We start from the raw sequence: 17,916 nt of genomic DNA, 5'->3' as shown, positions 1-17,916 counted from the left end.
GGCCTTCTGCGCTACGCCCCTTAATTGATCACCAGCCTCTCGCGATTCTTTTCCAGCAAAGCCTTGCCAATGCCCTTTACCTCCAGCAACTCATCCACCGCTGTGAATGGGCCATTGCTTTCGCGATAGGCAACGATCGCCTTGGCCTTGGAAGCGCCAATACCGAACAGATCGCGTCGCAGGGTTTCGGCGTCAGCGGTGTTGAGGTTGACCTTGGTGGACTGCTCGGTTTTGGTCATTTGGGCGGAGATGGGGTTCGGGGCTTCAGGTTTGGCGGATGGGGCTGCTGCGGTGGCGATGGAGAGGGTGGTGAGGAAGGCGAAGATGAGAGAAGAGATATAGGTGTTTTGCATTGGTGACGCTCCATGACATCGGGGAAGGAAAAGCAGCTTTTCCGAAGCTGCTTTTCTACGTTAGAAGACTCCAGAAGTTAGTCAAACCAGGGGCTGTTACAGAATATTTAGCCAAGGCCGAAAAGCCATATACAATAAGAGCGTTAAATTTAACTACAAAAAATCAAACTTCACGGCAGGCCCAACCGAGAAAAACATAAGCAGCTACAAACTATCGTGCACTACATCAACTCACTAGGCCAAGGGTAACAAATACATCTAAGAAATAATCTTCGACTCCATCAAAATCTTCGAAATTCAATTGGTAAGATGAAAACCTGGATCCGCCATTGACATTCATCAGCTAGACAATAATTCCGCCCCTTTCAACATCGACTCCGCTTAGGTATAATCTAGTAGCCAACATAAAAATAAATTAACACAAATGGAAATGGAGATCGCCATGGAACCCAGCATGAAATCCAAGTACTCAGTACTTGATTTTTTCAGACTAGCCTGGTCTGTTACAACGACAAAAATATTTTATAATCCTGCACGAATTATTCGGCAACCTACTCGAATCAGAGGGTGGGGAAACATGTCAATCGGAGATGGATTTACAACTGGTCAATACTGCCGATTAGAAGCCGCCAATCATGGAGATGGTAAAAAAACCCTTATCATAGGCAACCATGTCGAAATCAACGATGCCTGCCACATCGCAGCCCTTCACTCGATAAAAATTGGAAACAATGTATTAATCGCAAGCCAAGTCTATATAACAGACCATGATCATGGCGTAATAACTAAAGAAGAACTTTTGAAACACCCCAATCAAAGAAAGCTTGTTTACGCGGCGGTGGTAATTGAGGATGATGTTTGGATTGGTGAAAAAGTAGCAATCCTGAAGGGTGTTACTGTCGGAAAGGGGTCGGTGATAGGAGCCGGAGCTGTAGTGACAAAAGACGTACCGCCTTATTCTGTTGCAGCTGGCATACCTGCAAGAATTTTGAAAACGCTCTAAGAGTTCAGAATAAGGCAGCACATATTCCAATGATTCAGGCTGCCGAATGAAACATACAAAGGCTAGTTCACCCTCGCCTTTGTATGAATGATCAATTACGGCTCAAGGCGACGCTGCTGATAAATCCAGTCAACAATTTCACCGTCTGGAGCATAGCCGCTTACCGTATCACGTAATAATTGACGGACTCGATTATAATCATCCTCATCAACCGCTGAGAGGAGATCGGAAAGTTTGAGCTTTAGAGCATCCCAAGCTATAAAGTCTTCGTTTGCGCTCATGATCATAGGATGCTGCGTCGCTACTACATTATCTCCTATTAGCAACTCCTCATAGAGCTTCTCCCCTGGACGAAGCCCGGTAAACTCTACAGCAATATCACCGTGAGGGTTTTTTTCAGAGCGCACACTAAGCCCAGACAGATGAATCATCTTCTCAGCCAACTCAATAATTTTAACCGGTTCTCCCATATCCAGAACAAACACATCCCCTCCTAACCCCATTGAGCCAGCCTGAATGACCAATTGAGCGGCTTCAGGAATAGTCATGAAATAGCGAGTTATTTTCGGATGGGTGACTGTTAATGGCCCCCCGGATTTTATCTGTTTGTGAAAAAGCGGAATTACCGAACCGGAAGAACCAAGTACATTGCCAAATCGAACCATTGTGAAACGTGTATTATTCACTCGAGAAATATTATTTTTATCATTGAACAATACAGGGGCTGACTCTCGACTAAGGGCTTGCAGGGTCAACTCCGCCAATCTTTTAGTACTTCCCATTACATTAGTGGGTCGCACAGCCTTGTCAGTTGAGATTAGTACGAAATTTTGAACACCTACCTGTAAAGCTGCCTGGGCAGTGTTTAGCGTACCAATCACATTATTTAAAACACCTTCAGCAATATTATGCTCAACCATCGGAACATGTTTGTAAGCCGCCGCATGGTAGACAGTATTTACATGCCAGGTTCTCATAACATCAAGTAACTTTTCTTGATCGCGAACTGAGCCCAAGATAGGAAGTAACCGGACGGGTAAGGATTCGCGATTGATTCTCTGCTCTAGCTCGGACAAAATACAATAAAGATTGTATTCGCTATGTTCAAAGAGTAATAGGCTGGTGGGACGTAGCTCGAGAATCTGACGACACAGTTCTGAGCCGATGGAACCACCGGCTCCCGTGACCAATACGTTTTGATCCTTGATACACATCTCGAGCAGCTCGCCCTGAGCCGGTACAGCGTCACGGCCGAGTAAATCGCCTATGTCTACTTCTTGGATATCATCAACCTTTACCCGGCCACTCGCCAGATCCATAAACCCAGGCACGCTACGTACATGTAGTGGGAAACCTTCCAGTAACCCGAGAATTTCACGGCGACGTCCACGAGATGAGGACGGTATAGCTAGCAGCACTTCTTGGGCGCCAGTCATTTCGATCATTTGCTGAATATGCTTGGGCTTGAAAACTTGCAAACCCGAAATAACACGATCGGCGATGCTACTGTCATCGTCGATAAAAGCCACGGGCCGCATTACCCGTCCCATTCTCAAAGCCGCTACTAGCTGATTACCAGCCGCGCCGGCACCGTAGATAGCAACTTTGGACAAGCCATTATCACGACTTGTAAAAGGCACGTGCTGCACTGCTGCAAACCAATCTCCAAGAAAGTACTGACGCATTCCAAGCCGCATGCCGCCAATCATGATTAAACTCAACCACCAGTAGTTGAAGATAATAGAACGCGGCACAACATTTTCGTGGTTACTGTACCAGTAAACGACAAACGCCAAGATTAGAGCAGAAAGGCTGACAGCTTTGATAATCGCAATTAACGCATCATTACCGAAATATCGCATGACCGCACGATACATACCAAAACGTATGAATAACGGAATAGCCACAATTGGGGCACAAACGAACAGCCACAAGTGTATTCTGACCGGATTAATCATCTCATCGATGCCCAGACGCACGACGAAAGCCATCCACAACGCTACCCAGACGAGAGTAATATCAGCGACCACTTGCAAAACGCGCTTCTTACGACGCGAAAGGCTTAACAAATAAGTTCGAATGTTATCCATGTACCCTTTCAACCTTTGTTGCTCCAAAACCGATCATTCTTCACTTGTGCATATCCAACGGTCCGTAGAGATCTCATACTGACGCGGTTGCCTCGGTCATGACTTCGCTTAATATATGGCAGGTCAAGTCAATCTGCTCAACGGTTAGCGTTGGATGTACCAAAAACATTAAGCTGGTTTCGCCTAAAACTTGCGCGTTTGGTAGGCGTGATTCTGGACGCCATCCGGTACCATCGAACGCTTTTTCAAGGTAAACCTCAGAGCACGAACCAGAAAAAACCGGAACGCCACGGGCCCCCATCTCAGAAATAATTCGGTCACGCGACCATTGCGCCCGGAGCAGTTCAGGCCGGATAAAAACATAGCACTTATAAGCGGCGTGTTGAATTTCTACTGGCAGCGTAGGTACTCTTAACCCAGGTAACTTTTCAGCAAAAGTCCAAATATGCGCCGCATTTGCTTGGCGCGCGGCCTGCCATTGCGCCATTTTTCGAAGTTGAATTCGGCCGATCACAGCTTGCATTTCAAGCATGCGCCAGTTGGTACCAAAACTCTCATGCAGCCAACGGAAGCCTGGTGCATGCTCGCGCTCATAGACGGCATCCCAACTCTTTCCGTGGTCCTTATAAGCCCACATTTTTGCCCAAAGCTCACGGTCGTTAGTAGTGACCATACCGCCTTCACCGCCGGTGGTCATAATTTTGTCTTGGCAGAATGACCATGCTCCGACGTGCCCGATAGCGCCCACAGGCCGCCCCTTGTATAGCGCACCGTGAGCTTGGGCACAGTCTTCAATAACTTTCAAATCATGGGCGTCCGCCAAATCCATTATGTCATCCATATCGCAGGGCCAACCTGCCAAATGAACGCAAATAATGCCACGCGTTTTGGAAGTAAGAACCTTACGAATTGTATCAGCTGTGACATTCTGTGAGTCTAAGTCAACGTCCGCAAATACCGGAATGGCGCCCGCATTTACAATGCTAGAAACTGATGCAAGAAAAGTACGGGATGTAACAATGACTTCGTCACCAGCACCAATTCCTAACGCCTTTAACGCCAAATCCAGCGCCACGGTACCGTTTGCGAGCGCAATTGCATATTCGGTATCGGCAAAATTTGCAAACTCCTTCTCAAACTCTCGACATTCTGTGCCAGTCCAGTAGTTCACCTTGTTAGAGAGCACAACTGCTCGAACGGCATCGGCCTCTTCATTTGTAAATGATGGCCAAGGAGCGAATGGGGAATTCAGCATAACCAATACCTATAATTGAGATCGCAAAGCGCTAGCGCATAAGCATTAAAAGCGGACTGTACACGCCGCCCATGAAAGACCCACGCCAAACCCGACACACGCAACAATATCGCCTGATTTAATGTTGCCCTTTTCAAGCGATTCCTTTAGCGCAATGGGAATAGTGGAAGATACCGTATTACCACAATGCTCAAACTCTCTTACAAATTTTTCTTCAGGCAACTTAAGTCTTCGCTTCAAAGCATCGAGCATAAATTTATTAGCTTGGTGAAAGACAAAGCGATCCACCATTTCCGCAGTAAATTTTTCGTCGAATAAAGATTCGAATAGCTCAGGAACACGAGTCAGCGAAAACTCTAGAATTGCCGGACCATTCATATAAAGATTGGCATCGGTTCTAATGTTACCGCTTTCGTCCTGACGAGCCTCTAACTCGGGATTCAAAGATGCAGGGAATCTTGCCCCCCCCACAGGTACAATCAGATTTTCCGCGCCAGAGCCATCGGTACCATAACGAAAACGGTCAAGCGTTATACACTCATCACTCGCACTAATTAATGTAGCAGCCGCGGCATCACCAAACAACGTGCGGACGCTCTTATCGCCCGGATGAATATATTTACTGTAGGTCTCTGCAGTTATTAAAAGGACGTTTTTGACCTGGCCGGTCTCTATAAGACCTTTCGCCATACCTAGCCCGTAGATAAAACCCGAGCAACCCTGGTTATAATCAAATGCTGCACAGGCGGTTGGCAGACCTAGGCGGTGCTGAAGAATACACGCCGTTGACGGCAACACATAATCCGGGCTCTGCGTGCACAATATCAGGCAATCAACAGCTGCTCGATCAATGACGCCAGAGTCAAAAATTTTGTTACAGGCTCGGAACGCTAGATCAGAAGCACATTCATTTTCAGCTGCTATTCTGCGATCATTGATACCTGTCTTTCCGAATATTTTCGGAACGTCCCACTCGGGGAATTGCCTCGCCAAGTCTTCGTTACTCAACGAATGGCTAGGTAACTCATATTCAATTGCAACAATTTTTGCAAATTTCATTTTATTACCCAGCTATTTTTTTCGCAGGAACACCGAAAACGGTTACCCCCGGCGCGACTTTTCGTATCACTACGGAGGAGGCGCCTATTATAGCAAACGCTCCTACGGTGACTTTAGGTACGACTACGGCGTGAGAGCCCATGAACACTCCCTCGCCTAACTGGACACCGCCCGTAACATCACAATGACCACTTATAGTGCTGTAGCGCCCGATGGACGTGTCATGACCTATGGTGGTCGCAGAGTTTATCGTTACAAAATCACCGACTGTTAAATCTGTAGACAAAATAGTATTCGGGCAAACTACAACCCCTACACCGACAACCACTCGCGTGCCGACTATCACCGAGGGATGAACAAGAGAAAAGAACTCCGCTCCCTTAGCGATCAATCTATCCGACACAGCTTTCTTAATTTTTGGATCGGCAATTGCACATACCAAAAATACTCCGTCTTGATGCACATAGTCGTCTATCGAAGAAATAATCGATGGAACATCCGAGAAACGCCCAAGAGCTGTAGACGAATCATCTAGGAAACCTACGATTTTGTACGTTTCGGGCTTATCGCTATGATCAATCCAATCTTTTAACCAAACATAAACTTCGCGCCCAAATCCGCCGGCCCCAACGATTACGAATTTTTTGCCACTCATGCAAGATATCCTCCGTCGACAACAAGAGCAGTACCTGTCACCCACCGAGCAGCGGGGGAAAGCAAATAGTTAATTGCATAAGCGACGTCTGCGGGAGCACCAACCCCTAAAGGATGCTTTTGCTCAATCAACTCCATGGATTCTGCACCAACCAAGTCCTTAAGCGACTCGGCCATTTCAGTTTTAACAACACCAGGTGCTACGCAATTCACTCGAATACCTTCGCGCGCGAGCTCAACTGCAGCAGCCCTAACCATGGACTCTACAGCTCCCTTACTGGCGCAGTAACCCATAAGCGCAGGCTCACCGATCTTAGCCATGACCGAGGAGATTAATACAATGCTTGAGCCAGTTTGACACACACCTTTTTGTCGAAACGCTTTGATCAGCGAAAAAGACGAGGTTACGTTTGTCGATATTACTTTCTCCCAATGCGACAGACTTGTAGCGCGAATGGGCATGGGAGCCTGGATTCCCGCGGCATGAACCAGACCGTCAAAAGGTGCAGTTTCCTTCGCGATTTTTTTCATCCAGCCGGATATATCAGACTCATTTAGAAAGTCCAGGACTGCAATAGAATGACCGTGCCCTTCAAGACGTTGGAGCGTCTCCTCTAACCGTGGCATATCCCTAGCGACCAAAGCAATACGAGCGCCTTGTTTACTCAGCCATACAGCGACCTCGCGCCCAATTCCGGACGAAGCCCCTGTCACCAAGATATGTTTGCCTTGCAGAGAAAACGGATTGAAGCATGGGATATTCATACCGGATCCTTACTAACAGAGGTATAGGACATTTGACTAACCCACACGTTTTTAAAGTCTATAATACAACCGGCCCAAGAGTAACCCACGCCAAAACCAGCCAACATCATCAACCCTGTCACCCTGTTATGTTTTTTAAGATCCGCTAATGACAGTGCAAGAGGTATCGATGTACAGCTCGTATTCCCCACGTTCTCCAAGTCAAGCAGGACTTTTTCGCGAGGTAGTTTCATGCGTTTTGCCAAATGTTCAAGCATGAACTTGTTGGCTTGATGAAATACGTAATGGTCAATACCTGCGCCCAAGTCCGAACGACTTTCGTGTAGCGCCTTCACCAAAGCGGGCACTCGGGCTAAAGTGAATGCGAAAATTTCAGCGCCATTCATGAACAAGTCGAACGGCCCTCGTGCTTCCGGCTCGCTAACTTCACTTCGGCTGCCGTTACGATCACGAAACGCGCCGGCTGGGACAATGAGATTCTTTGCGCCGCGCCCGTCAGTCCCCAACGCGAAAGAAATTGGTTGAGCACTGTCATCATACCGAAGCAACGTTGCCGAACCCGCATCCCCAAATAGCGCAGCTACAGAACGATCTTCGTCAGATACCATCTTACTAATGGTATCTCCCACTAACAACAATACTCGTCGGCTCCCACCGCCCGATATCAGAGATGAGGCAAGCCAAAGACCATACACGTAACCGGAACAACCTAAAGCAACATCAAACGCCGCAACACTTACTGGAAGGTTCAATCTCTCCTGTAAAATACAAGCCGTGGCGGGCAATGTATGGTCGTGAGTCTGGGATACAAAAATCAGCGTATCAATAGAAGACCGGTCGACGGATAAATCGGAAATCAGTCGCTCAGCTGCGGCAACGCAAAGATCAGATGAGCATTCATTGTCGACTACATGGCGACGAAAAACCCCTGTACTCGCCATAATTTTTTGAATATTTTCCTTTCCGAATTTATCGGCAAGGTCTGAAACCTCTACGACCTTTTCCGGCATCGAACATGCAATGCCTTCAACACGGACGTTATTTACAACTCTGACATTATCAAAATTACTTGTTGACATAATTTCCTACCGACAGAAAAAAAAGCGCGCACAATAGAGTGAGTTACTTATTCCATCTTGAACATGACTGTCGAAAATGCGATATCTTCTGCTCTAGTGAGCTGAGGTATTTTGGAGGTGATGTGCTCCAAGAATCGCTGGGAACCCTCTGGCATATTTCATGATCTTCCTCAAAAACTTGCCGATTTAATTCAGCAGTCGACTTCGAAAATAGTCCAGTGATCTCGCTGTAACGAGGGTCGGATGTTTTAGCCGGAAAAAGCCTACTAGTAAAGAATGCGCGATCTGCATTAGGTGAAGGAAAAAAGTTTTGCATTGAATAAGAGTACCCGAATGTCGACGAAATCATCGCAAATGGGAAAAGAAAAATACTCATGTAACCTTGGTATGGATCCGTCGTTTCGAAAAACTTGCTGAGTCCCGAAAGCCGACGCTGTACCCTTTCGTCCTCTACCGGCGAATACCAAATGGAATTCTCACCTTCAAAGACGTTCTCCCCGATACCTAGCTTTAATGTCGCGAGAGTATTACGATGGATCAAAGGAATGTGATACGGTTCAAGCGCGTTCTCTAGTGCAATTGTCCAATTGCACTTAAACTCGTAACGATTAAAATCAGCACAAGGTTGTACATCGTTACTCAAACGCTCGATGACTTGGTAAATCCTGCTACCTATCTGTTCTTTAAGCGATAAGGCAGGGTTAACTGCAAAAAACACTAGCTCACCACACGTCGCCAACTCGAACTGGTTCAAGGAAGCGTTTTCTATATCACATCCAACAAACGAGGCTACGTTAGGGATTCGAAGACGACCGTCCGAGAAACTCCAACCATGATATTTGCATATAATCCCCCGATTCCCATTATCCTCGGAGAAAAACCGGCTCCCTCGATGCGGGCAACGATTGTCAAATGCAATTAAGCGCCCTTTATCATTGAAGATAACGACTTCAAAGTCCAATACATCAAAACGTAAAAAATCCCTATCACTCGGCAAATCGGAATTAAGACACAGGGGGTGCCAGTAAGACTCAACCAAATCTCGTTCGATTTTTTTCGAGTCCATTTTGTCATTCATAAACACCCCATATCTCCAATTCCTGCATAACGCTATACCGAGCAATATCGATAAACATTTAAATAAAAAACCACACTGCCCAATTTAGCAAAACATTGAGCAGCACGGATTAAACAGTTCTCACCTGTCACGCACTTTTAGCAGCGACCAAAGTTACTACATCGTCTACGGTCTCGCATTTATTTAGGCGATCGGCAGAGACACTTATGTCCCGCTCAGAAAGAAAGGCCATAAATGTTACTACAGCAATTGAATCCCAATCCAACTTATCGCCAAGCTTGACAGAACCCTCTTCAACTTCCTTGGCTTCTGCGATCAAATCTAAAATTTCATTGCTCATCTCTTTTCCCCATCAGTTATTGCATTGTCAGCGGAACCTGTGAAGGCTTCCATAGTTGCTTGCCCTTCTTGACTGATGCCCTCTCGCAAGAACACCTTCTTGAAGGTCAGAATAATGATCCTCAAGTCTAATAAAATAGACTGGTTATCTACATACCATACGTCCAATTTAAATTTTTCTTCCCAGGAAAGCGCGTTTCGCCCGCTAACCTGAGCAAGCCCAGTGACGCCTGGACGGACCGAATGCCTACGACTCTGTTCAGCACTGTATAGAGGTAGATAGGCCATCAGCAAGGGCCGAGGCCCGACGATGCTCATATCTCCTTTTAACACGTTTATCAAACCAGGCAACTCATCGAGGCTGCTAGCTCTCAGGAAGCGCCCGAAACTCGTCAAACGCTCGGAATCAGGCAAAGGAGCACCAGTCGAGTCGACCGCGTCAAGCATTGTCCTGAATTTTAGCATTTCGAAGGGCCTCCCCTCAAAGCCAGGCCTCACCTGCCGGAAGAATGCAGGTCTGCCCAAAAAGCGCCTGACCAAAAAATAGGTAACCATTATGACAGGAGAAAGTAAAAGCAAACCCAGTCCCGATATGATTATATCTATTAGTCTTTTCATATATTAAAACAACCCAAAGAAAAGAAACAAACTCAGAACGCGACTTTCAGATTTTTTACGTCTGAATGAGCTTGCGTGGCCGATAAGCTTCAAACGATCCCAAAAACCGTTTCTTCTAACCAGCTCAATAATCGCATCCTCCTTTTTACCAGCGCCGCAATGTTCTGCTATCCACAAAACATTAGACCTGTACCATCCACCTCTTACGAGCTTAACTTTTGCAAAAAGACTACCCATCGTAGTCATCGCACCGTAAACATTACTAGCATGTTGCCTGTAAAAAATGGGCGCGTAAGCGTCATAGCACCAACGCATTTGATGCGCTCGGGCGATTGCGTAAACCAACCAGTCGTGAGAACGACCTATAAAATCCGTACTTCCCAGATTCTGCGTACTCTTACGCACGAGCGTCGCTAACTTCGAGGTAAGAACATAAGTACAGCCCGCAGATGCCCCTTGGAACAAATAATCGAATTCTTTGGCCGGGTAAGACTTTTTCAAATACCGAGAATAACCTTTAGAATTAGAATAGGCTATTAGATCTGCACTGTACCCCTCGCAATCACCGTCGACGATTTTTGAAACTGCACGACTCAGCTTCTCAGGATCCCAGATGTCGTCCTGATCAGAAAAAGCCACATAGTCATATTTTTCAGTATCAACCTCAGATAAAATCTTGAAAAAATTACCAGCGGCCGATCGGGTACTAACTTTATGTGCAATGATCGTTACATTATGCAATCCGGCGAAACGCTCAATAACACCGACTGTATTATCCGTTGAACCGTCATCGCGTATATAAATATCGACATCAACATCCAATTGCGACAAGATCGAATTGACTTGAGAAACAATGAATGACTCACCATTGTAAGCTGCCAACAGCACTGCAATTTTAGCCATCATGCACCTCTCGCATTTCGAAGAATATCCATAAACACCAAGCAAAAGTATGCAACGGCAAATATGACGTCTACCTGGCGATATCGACTATCACGCTGCCCAGTAAACAAAAAGGCCCCTTTAGCCAATACACAGCTACCGAGCACATACAAAGCAAACCGAACCCCAACAACTTCACTCAACGAAAAAGAAAGGGCTGTCAATAGTATTGAACCACAGACAAAAAGCTTGGTTCGCACATTTACGGATATATTCCTAATTGTTGTATAAGCTACAACCCAAATCACAACCATAAATACTTTTTTTACAATCGACGTCTCTGGAAGTTCCAGAAAATATACCGACCTGATTCCAATGTTCAACTTTGATACGACAGAAAACAAAATATATGCAACTTGCTGCGACAGCAATATCAGCGCAAGAGAACACCACATCAAAAACCGATAAAACACCGGCCCGATTGATTTAAATAAACGCGCACCTATACAGCTAGCGGCGTACACGATTACTAATATCAAAGCAGAATCATGAAAAGAAACAGCCAAAATGGAAAGCAGCGCGACTTTAAAACCAAACCGCCCACCAGTGGCTGCGATGTAGGCTATCAATATGTAAGCAGGTGACGCGCGCAAGGCTGTTGTAATTAACAATGGCCCCAGCACGGCGGTAAAGAAAAACCATCCGCGCTTAGATATCCCTTCTTTAGATACACCAAAATAAAACACAAACAATATATAAAAAATCTGAACGATAAGTGCAAAAAAATCGACCACATGTTCCGCACTATCAAAAAAACTCAACCCGTGACTTAAGAAGAGACGAGACACCCACTCTGCCATGTACTCATCTTTACTAAATAAGTAACCACCATTATTTACGATCGTCACATAATTTGGATAATCCGGAAATGCCCACCCTCCCATAAAGTAATAGACACCAAGGAGAGCGACCACAAAAGCCAGATTTAAATAAACATACCAACTTCCCGATAAAAATCGTGAGCGCACACCGAGCTTCCCAGGGCCTCCTAAGGCATCAGCCTCAAAACTCACTTACTTCGCCCCCAAAATAAAATAAAAACAGAACACGCCCAATACCAATACAACTTGAGCAATAAGCTTTCCTGTTATAATTCTGTTAGCACACGCAAACTCGTTCCCAGCATCAAGCGCTTTGAAAAATACACGATCGACATATGTAAACATTATAATCGAGGCGCAAAAATTAAGTAATTGCCCCGTATAGGCAAGTGTCATTCTTACTTCAGGGTACCTCACACTCAACATAAAAGGCATGATAATCGCCATGTTTATAAACAAACTTACAAGAACAGAAAACCAAGTAAGCGGTGAAAAAAAGTCAAATTTAATTCGCCACCAATAAGCTTTCTTCCCCGGCTCTCCAAACACTGGCGTAAACCCTATACACTGAAGAACTCTGAGGACTGGCCCGGTGAAGCTGAACTTACAAACCAGCCCAATCATAACCAACCCAAGACACATGGAATAGCCGAACATGGCGGGCACGCCAATAGTGCTAATTTTGCTTTCTAGCAATAACGATATACTGAACACGGAAACCATATTCATGATTCTCGCCAAGTATTGAATCCAATTAGCAACAGCCAACACTTGCGTAGTACCATCGACATTCACTTTAGCTCGGACCATAACAGCGTAAACGTCAAAAACCTGCGCACCAACGAGTGTAAAAATTACTATAAACTCAAAAACACTTACAAGATTACTGTTCATTTACACTCCGAGCTGTTTTTATAACGTCAGGATTGAAACCAATCACTGGACCAAGCTTGCAACACCGCATCAGTACCGTGCCAGAAAGCACGGGTATTATGCCTCATAGGCTCAGCTCACGATACTGCTCGGAATGCTCGTGCTTCACACACCTTAGGACAGGCAAGCAAGAGATTAATTCAACAACCTGGGCGCACAGGCGAGCGAGCGCTTCCGGATTTTGAAGCAGCCTCACCGCAGCATCTCCGCCCTTCTCTTGCACCAACAAACCGGTTAGACGAGAAAACACGCAGCCAGCAGCAAATGACGACGCCACTATTTCGCCATCTCCAAAAGACAACGAACAAGCTGATATGCAGGCTCAACTACGAACGACTGTTCATACGCTATTATTTCTCGAGCGACTGAAAATATACACAGCTATTGCCCCCCCCAAGCCTAGTATCAATCCACACAGCAAACCAAGCATAATCACCAATAGGCGCTTGGGCTTTATTGGGTTAGTGGGCTCCAAAGCCTGCTTATCAATACTGACAAGTTTCAAGTCCTCCATATCAACATTCAAATTCTGCAATCGAATCATCTCAGCTCGCAGCGGTTGGACGCCACTAAGAAAAAGCTCTTCATTCGAGCGACTATTTAGAACTTCTACTTCCCGATTCGTGCGCAAAAGCTGGAGCTCTTTCGATATTTGAGCTATGCGTCCGTCAGCAAAGTCATCATTGGTCCGACGACTTAGAGCGGTACGTTCCGCCAACAATGCCTGCACCCCCATGAAGTATAAAGGTATCTGCTGATTATTGATTTCAGTCTTCATTACATTAGAACTTGGATGGTCGCTCTCCCCTAGCAATGAGGGCGTAGTAGGCTTATTAATACCCAAGGATTTCGCGATAGTAATAGCCTCGTCGATTTGTGACATCCTGTCGGCACGCAACTCTTTCAACTGAATTCTTAGCGCGCGAAGCTCGTCCTGTAACTGTGCACGTTTTACATTGTCACGCTCAAGAAGGGATGCTATTCGAGCCTGTTTTTCGTTATCATAGTTTGCTCTTGCCGCGGAGAGCTTGCTTTGTATTTCGTTTACACGATTTTTAACAATAACTCGCATGTCAGAGGCTATTTTCAAACGCTCAGACTCAACAGTATAGCTGACAAAATTATTTAGTATCGCAACTCCATCGATACCCTTCGGATAGTTAAGCTGTAATATAATTTCCGGGCTTACTACTCCAGCGCTCTGTGACTGAGACCGGCTCAAAGTTATTGAATCTCGATTAAACGCTTCGAAACTTTGCTCTAACGATTGCCCGGGGCGCACGAACGCTTCAAAAAGCTTCTGATTTTCTTTGAAAAAGCTTAGCCGTGTTTCATAAGATTCAAGTGAAACTCCAACTTTTATAAGAGCTGCTTCTGGAGGTAGTTTATATACTTCAGAGCGATTAAGGGCATCAAGCTCATTAAGCGCCGCAGGCCGCAAAACACTGCTTACAGAGTACTCAGGCGTCGCAACGAAAGCATAGGACGTTGCAAGCAAGCCTATACCCAGCGTAAAAGTCAAAATTAATTTTTTTTGCTGCCAAAGCGACCGCACAAGCTCAACGATGTCAATTTCGTCGGACTGGGGCATAGACGGAATACGAAAGCTACTACTCACAACAAAAACCTGCCTTCAAAGAGAAACTGCGGGCTCGTTATGCAGACAATTTGCGTATTTTTATTCTAATAGGATGACCGCCAAAACCCAGCGTCTCTGCCAGATTTTGAGCGCACAAAATGACCGTTATCGAGAACAGATTACATTTTGCCATCTCTCAGGCATATTACAAGACTTGACACGTCTGTAAGAGGAATCGTAATCAGCAAGCGAAATGGCTGATTTTTCGACGTCACTGAAGTCAGATAGCAGGAGATTTGAATATGCGAGATAGCACTTAGTCGTAAATGCTGGGGCTGGCCTTTATAGGGTGACTAATCGCTGTGATCCAGCATTTTAAAAAAGGCGCTACTGAGGGAATTTTATCCGACAGACGGTCATAAGACATACTCTTTAAACCTGTCGAGACACATCTGATTTTTTACCCTCTCGTCGTCGCCCTAACACGCCTGCTGCGCACAACCACCCCCAACAGAGGCCCAATCAACATCCCCACAATCAAAGCCACCACCACAAACACCGCCACCGGCATCTGCGCAGTACTCCACCCAAGGAACGACAGCGCAACACCCTGCTGATTCTCCAGCACAAACGCCAAGATAACCAACGCTGCAAGCACTGCAACCAATACCGCAACAACGCGCTTAACCCCACGCATAACCTTCTCCTACCTCAAAAACACTCAGACGCCCTCTTCCTCTTCTTCGTTCACCCGATCGCGCAATTCCTTGCCCGGTTTGAAGTGGGGAACGAACTTGCCGTCGAGGCTGACGGATTGGCCGGTTTTTGGGTTGCGGCCTACGCGCGGGGCGCGGTAGTGGAGGGAGAAGCTGCCGAAGCCGCGGATTTCGATGCGATCTCCGGTGGCCAGGCATTGGGACATTTGCTCAAGCATGGTCTTGATAGCCAGCTCCACATCCTTGGATGAGAGCAGCCCTTGATGGGTGACAATTCGTTCGATCAACTCCGACTTCGTCATATTTTTCCCTTCTTTTTCAAGCAGCTAGGAAAAGCGCTCCGAAGGTTTTAGCATGAGTTGATGAATTTGAACAGCCTGTATAACAACTTATTTGCCGGCTGGATAAACACCTTATACCTACGTCTGGAAACATTATTTACAGATCACCAGCATGGTGCGTGTCACTGCGCCAGCAGGGTTCCAGCCGAACGGAAAGTCGCCCTCCTCGTCAGACGCATCACTGGAACGTGTGATGACTTTGTATCCCTGCATCTTGCACTCGCGAGCGGCGCGCTTTTCGCACTTCTCCCACTTGTTGCCAAGCCCAGAGCAATCGACCTCAATGCCGCTGACACCGCGCTTGACGTGGGTCTTGGCGCTGGTGCTTGAGCAACCCGCAAGTATCACCAATACGAGTACGACGAGAATCCTGTTCATTCAAACCCTTATTAAATCAGTAACGCGAATTGTCTTTTTAAAGACTATAGCCAGTTCTGACCGCGGGCTGAATGCCTTGGTTCGGCATTGTTGATTCATCAAATTTCAGGCACAAAAAAGGGCGACCGAAGTCACCCTTTTCCTACAGCTTTTACAGAACTTAGTTCTGCTTAGCCATTGCTTCGCGCAGCAGGGAGGCCATGGTGGTCTCGCCAGTTGCAGCTGCCGGAGTCTCTTTCAGGCTCTGGATAGCTTCTTTCTCTTCCACTTCGTCTTTGGACTTGATGGAGAGTTGGATTACGCGGCTCTTGCGGTCAACGCTGATGATCTTGGCTTCTACTTCCTGGCCTTCTTTCAGAACGTTGCGCGCGTCTTCAACGCGGTCACGGCTGATTTCGGAGGCTTTCAGAGTCGCTTCGATATCGTCGGCCAGAGTGATGATGGCGCCTTTGGCGTCAACTTCTTTCACTGTACCTTTAACGATGGCGCCTTTGTCGTTCTCTTGAACGTACTCGGAGAACGGATCGCTTTCCAGTTGCTTGATGCCCAGGGAGATGCGCTCGCGCTCTGGGTCAACCGACAGGATAACGGTGTCCAGCTCGTCGCCCTTCTTGAAACGACGAACAGCTTCTTCGCCAACTTCGTTCCAGGAGATGTCGGACAGGTGAACCAGGCCGTCGATGCCGCCGTCCAGACCAATGAAGATACCGAAATCGGTGATCGACTTGATGGTGCCGGAGATTTTATCGCCCTTGTTGAACTGGCCAGAGAAATCTTCCCATGGGTTAGATTTGCACTGCTTGATGCCCAGGGAGATACGACGACGCTCTTCGTCGATGTCCAGAACCATAACTTCCACTTCGTCGCCGACTTGTACGACTTTCGAAGGGTGGATGTTCTTGTTGGTCCAGTCCATTTCGGAAACGTGTACCAGGCCTTCAACGCCTTCTTCCAGCTCAGCGAAGCAGCCGTAGTCGGTCAGGTTGGTAACACGTGCAGTAACACGAGTGCCTTCTGGGTAACGGGCTTTGATAGCGACCCATGGATCTTCACCCAGTTGCTTCAGGCCCAGGGAAACACGGTTGCGTTCGCGATCGTATTTCAGAACCTTGACATCGATCTCGTCGCCAACGTTGACGATTTCGGAAGGATGCTTGATACGCTTCCAAGCCATGTCGGTAATGTGCAGCAGGCCATCGACGCCACCCAGATCGACGAATGCGCCGTAATCGGTGAGGTTCTTGACGATACCTTTGACTTGTTGGCCTTCCTGCAGGGATTCCAGCAGAGCTTCACGCTCGGCGGAGTTCTCTGCTTCCAGCACGCTGCGACGGGAAACGACAACGTTGTTGCGCTTCTGGTCGAGCTTGATGACTTTGAATTCGAGTTCTTTGCCTTCCAGGTGCGTGGTGTCGCGCACTGGACGAACGTCGACCAAAGAACCTGGCAGGAACGCACGGATGCCGTTAACGTCGACAGTGAAGCCGCCTTTAACCTTACCGTTGATAACGCCCTTGACCACTTCTTCAGCTGCGAAGGCTGCTTCGAGAACAATCCAGCATTCAGCGCGCTTGGCTTTTTCACGGGACAGCTTGGTTTCACCGAAACCGTCTTCAACCGAGTCCAGAGCAACGTGAACTTCGTCACCGACATTGATTGTCAGATCGCCAGCATCGTTGTAGAACTGTTCCAGCGGGATCAGAGCTTCAGACTTCAGACCAGCGTGAACGGTTACCCAGCGAGCTTGGTAATCGATATCAACGATAACACCGGTGATGATGGAGCCTGCCTGAAGGTTCAGGGTTTTTAGGCTTTCTTCAAAGAGTTCCGCAAAGCTTTCGCTCATTTTAATTCCTGTTGATAAGGGCGAAGAATACGCCCATCTCCACACCCCAGACGGCGTGGGTCAGTTT

General features: G+C 46.8%; 19 protein-coding genes. 1 reads left to right on the top strand and 18 read right to left on the bottom strand.

Annotated features, from left to right (window positions below; genetic code table 11):
* Positions 1-20: 20 nt before the first annotated feature.
* Positions 21-353: a ComEA family DNA-binding protein gene (locus tag C4J94_RS08375; RefSeq protein WP_124385733.1), complete on the bottom strand. Its 333-nt coding sequence runs from the start codon at positions 351-353 to the stop codon at positions 21-23.
* 454 nt (positions 354-807) lie between these two features.
* Between C4J94_RS08375 and C4J94_RS28000 the strand changes: the two genes are divergently transcribed.
* On the top strand, positions 808-1,356 hold the full coding sequence (locus C4J94_RS28000) for a DapH/DapD/GlmU-related protein (RefSeq protein WP_124385732.1): 549 nt from the start codon (positions 808-810) through the stop codon (positions 1,354-1,356).
* A 95-nt stretch (positions 1,357-1,451) separates the two neighbouring features.
* Here the strand turns inward: C4J94_RS28000 and C4J94_RS08365 are convergent, their stop codons facing one another.
* From C4J94_RS08365 to rpsA, 17 genes are all read right to left on the bottom strand, one after another.
* Positions 1,452-3,446: a nucleoside-diphosphate sugar epimerase/dehydratase gene (locus C4J94_RS08365; protein WP_124385731.1), complete on the bottom strand. Its 1,995-nt coding sequence runs from the start codon at positions 3,444-3,446 to the stop codon at positions 1,452-1,454.
* Positions 3,447-3,519: 73 nt separating this feature from the next.
* On the bottom strand, positions 3,520-4,701 hold the full coding sequence (locus C4J94_RS08360; protein WP_124385730.1) for a DegT/DnrJ/EryC1/StrS aminotransferase family protein: 1,182 nt from the start codon (positions 4,699-4,701) through the stop codon (positions 3,520-3,522).
* 45 nt (positions 4,702-4,746) lie between these two features.
* Positions 4,747-5,760 (bottom strand): ketoacyl-ACP synthase III, encoded by a 1,014-nt coding sequence (locus C4J94_RS08355; RefSeq protein WP_124385729.1) that lies wholly within the window; start codon positions 5,758-5,760, stop codon positions 4,747-4,749.
* A gap of 4 nt (positions 5,761-5,764) precedes the next feature.
* On the bottom strand, positions 5,765-6,415 hold the full coding sequence (locus C4J94_RS08350; protein WP_124385728.1) for a NeuD/PglB/VioB family sugar acetyltransferase: 651 nt from the start codon (positions 6,413-6,415) through the stop codon (positions 5,765-5,767).
* Complete coding sequence (locus C4J94_RS08345) at positions 6,412-7,179, bottom strand: SDR family NAD(P)-dependent oxidoreductase (RefSeq protein WP_124385727.1); 768 nt, start codon at positions 7,177-7,179, stop codon at positions 6,412-6,414. The genes C4J94_RS08350 and C4J94_RS08345 overlap by 4 nt, the downstream gene beginning before the upstream one ends.
* Positions 7,176-8,258 (bottom strand): 3-oxoacyl-ACP synthase III family protein, encoded by a 1,083-nt coding sequence (locus C4J94_RS08340; RefSeq protein WP_124385726.1) that lies wholly within the window; start codon positions 8,256-8,258, stop codon positions 7,176-7,178. Before C4J94_RS08340 ends, C4J94_RS08345 begins: the two co-directional genes overlap by 4 nt.
* A gap of 43 nt (positions 8,259-8,301) precedes the next feature.
* Positions 8,302-9,336: a Rieske 2Fe-2S domain-containing protein gene (locus tag C4J94_RS08335; RefSeq protein WP_256657663.1), complete on the bottom strand. Its 1,035-nt coding sequence runs from the start codon at positions 9,334-9,336 to the stop codon at positions 8,302-8,304.
* A 127-nt stretch (positions 9,337-9,463) separates the two neighbouring features.
* Positions 9,464-9,676, bottom strand: a complete 213-nt coding sequence (locus C4J94_RS08330; protein ID WP_124385725.1) for an acyl carrier protein — start codon at positions 9,674-9,676, stop codon at positions 9,464-9,466.
* Positions 9,673-10,293, bottom strand: a complete 621-nt coding sequence (locus tag C4J94_RS08325) for a sugar transferase (protein ID WP_124385724.1) — start codon at positions 10,291-10,293, stop codon at positions 9,673-9,675. Before C4J94_RS08325 ends, C4J94_RS08330 begins: the two co-directional genes overlap by 4 nt.
* Positions 10,294-10,296: 3 nt before the next feature.
* The gene (locus C4J94_RS08320) at positions 10,297-11,199 is read right to left on the bottom strand and encodes a glycosyltransferase (protein WP_124385723.1); all 903 of its coding nucleotides are present in this window, start codon (positions 11,197-11,199) and stop codon (positions 10,297-10,299) included.
* Positions 11,196-12,248, bottom strand: coding sequence for a hypothetical protein (locus tag C4J94_RS08315; protein ID WP_124385722.1), 1,053 nt, complete (start codon positions 12,246-12,248; stop codon positions 11,196-11,198). Before C4J94_RS08315 ends, C4J94_RS08320 begins: the two co-directional genes overlap by 4 nt.
* Complete coding sequence (locus C4J94_RS08310) at positions 12,249-12,950, bottom strand: hypothetical protein (RefSeq protein ID WP_124385721.1); 702 nt, start codon at positions 12,948-12,950, stop codon at positions 12,249-12,251.
* Positions 12,951-13,329: 379 nt separating this feature from the next.
* A complete protein-coding gene (locus C4J94_RS08305) occupies positions 13,330-14,607 on the bottom strand; it encodes a Wzz/FepE/Etk N-terminal domain-containing protein (protein WP_177413443.1) in 1,278 nt (425 codons plus the stop codon).
* 421 nt (positions 14,608-15,028) lie between these two features.
* On the bottom strand, positions 15,029-15,265 hold the full coding sequence (locus C4J94_RS08300) for a lipopolysaccharide assembly protein LapA domain-containing protein (RefSeq protein WP_124385720.1): 237 nt from the start codon (positions 15,263-15,265) through the stop codon (positions 15,029-15,031).
* A gap of 24 nt (positions 15,266-15,289) precedes the next feature.
* Positions 15,290-15,586, bottom strand: a complete 297-nt coding sequence (ihfB, locus tag C4J94_RS08295) for an integration host factor subunit beta (protein WP_003189779.1) — start codon at positions 15,584-15,586, stop codon at positions 15,290-15,292.
* A 132-nt stretch (positions 15,587-15,718) separates the two neighbouring features.
* A complete protein-coding gene (locus tag C4J94_RS08290; RefSeq protein WP_124385719.1) occupies positions 15,719-16,003 on the bottom strand; it encodes a hypothetical protein in 285 nt (94 codons plus the stop codon).
* A gap of 160 nt (positions 16,004-16,163) precedes the next feature.
* Positions 16,164-17,849 carry a 30S ribosomal protein S1 gene (rpsA, locus tag C4J94_RS08285; RefSeq protein ID WP_057722913.1) on the bottom strand — a complete coding sequence of 562 codons (1,686 nt, stop codon included), beginning with the start codon at positions 17,847-17,849 and terminating at the stop codon, positions 16,164-16,166.
* Between the last annotated feature and the right edge of the window lie 67 nt (positions 17,850-17,916).

The sequence above is a fragment of the Pseudomonas sp. R5-89-07 genome, assembly GCF_003851685.1.
Taxonomy (GTDB): Bacteria; Pseudomonadota; Gammaproteobacteria; order Pseudomonadales; family Pseudomonadaceae; genus Aquipseudomonas.
This window is presented reverse-complemented; position numbering and strand designations above follow the sequence as displayed.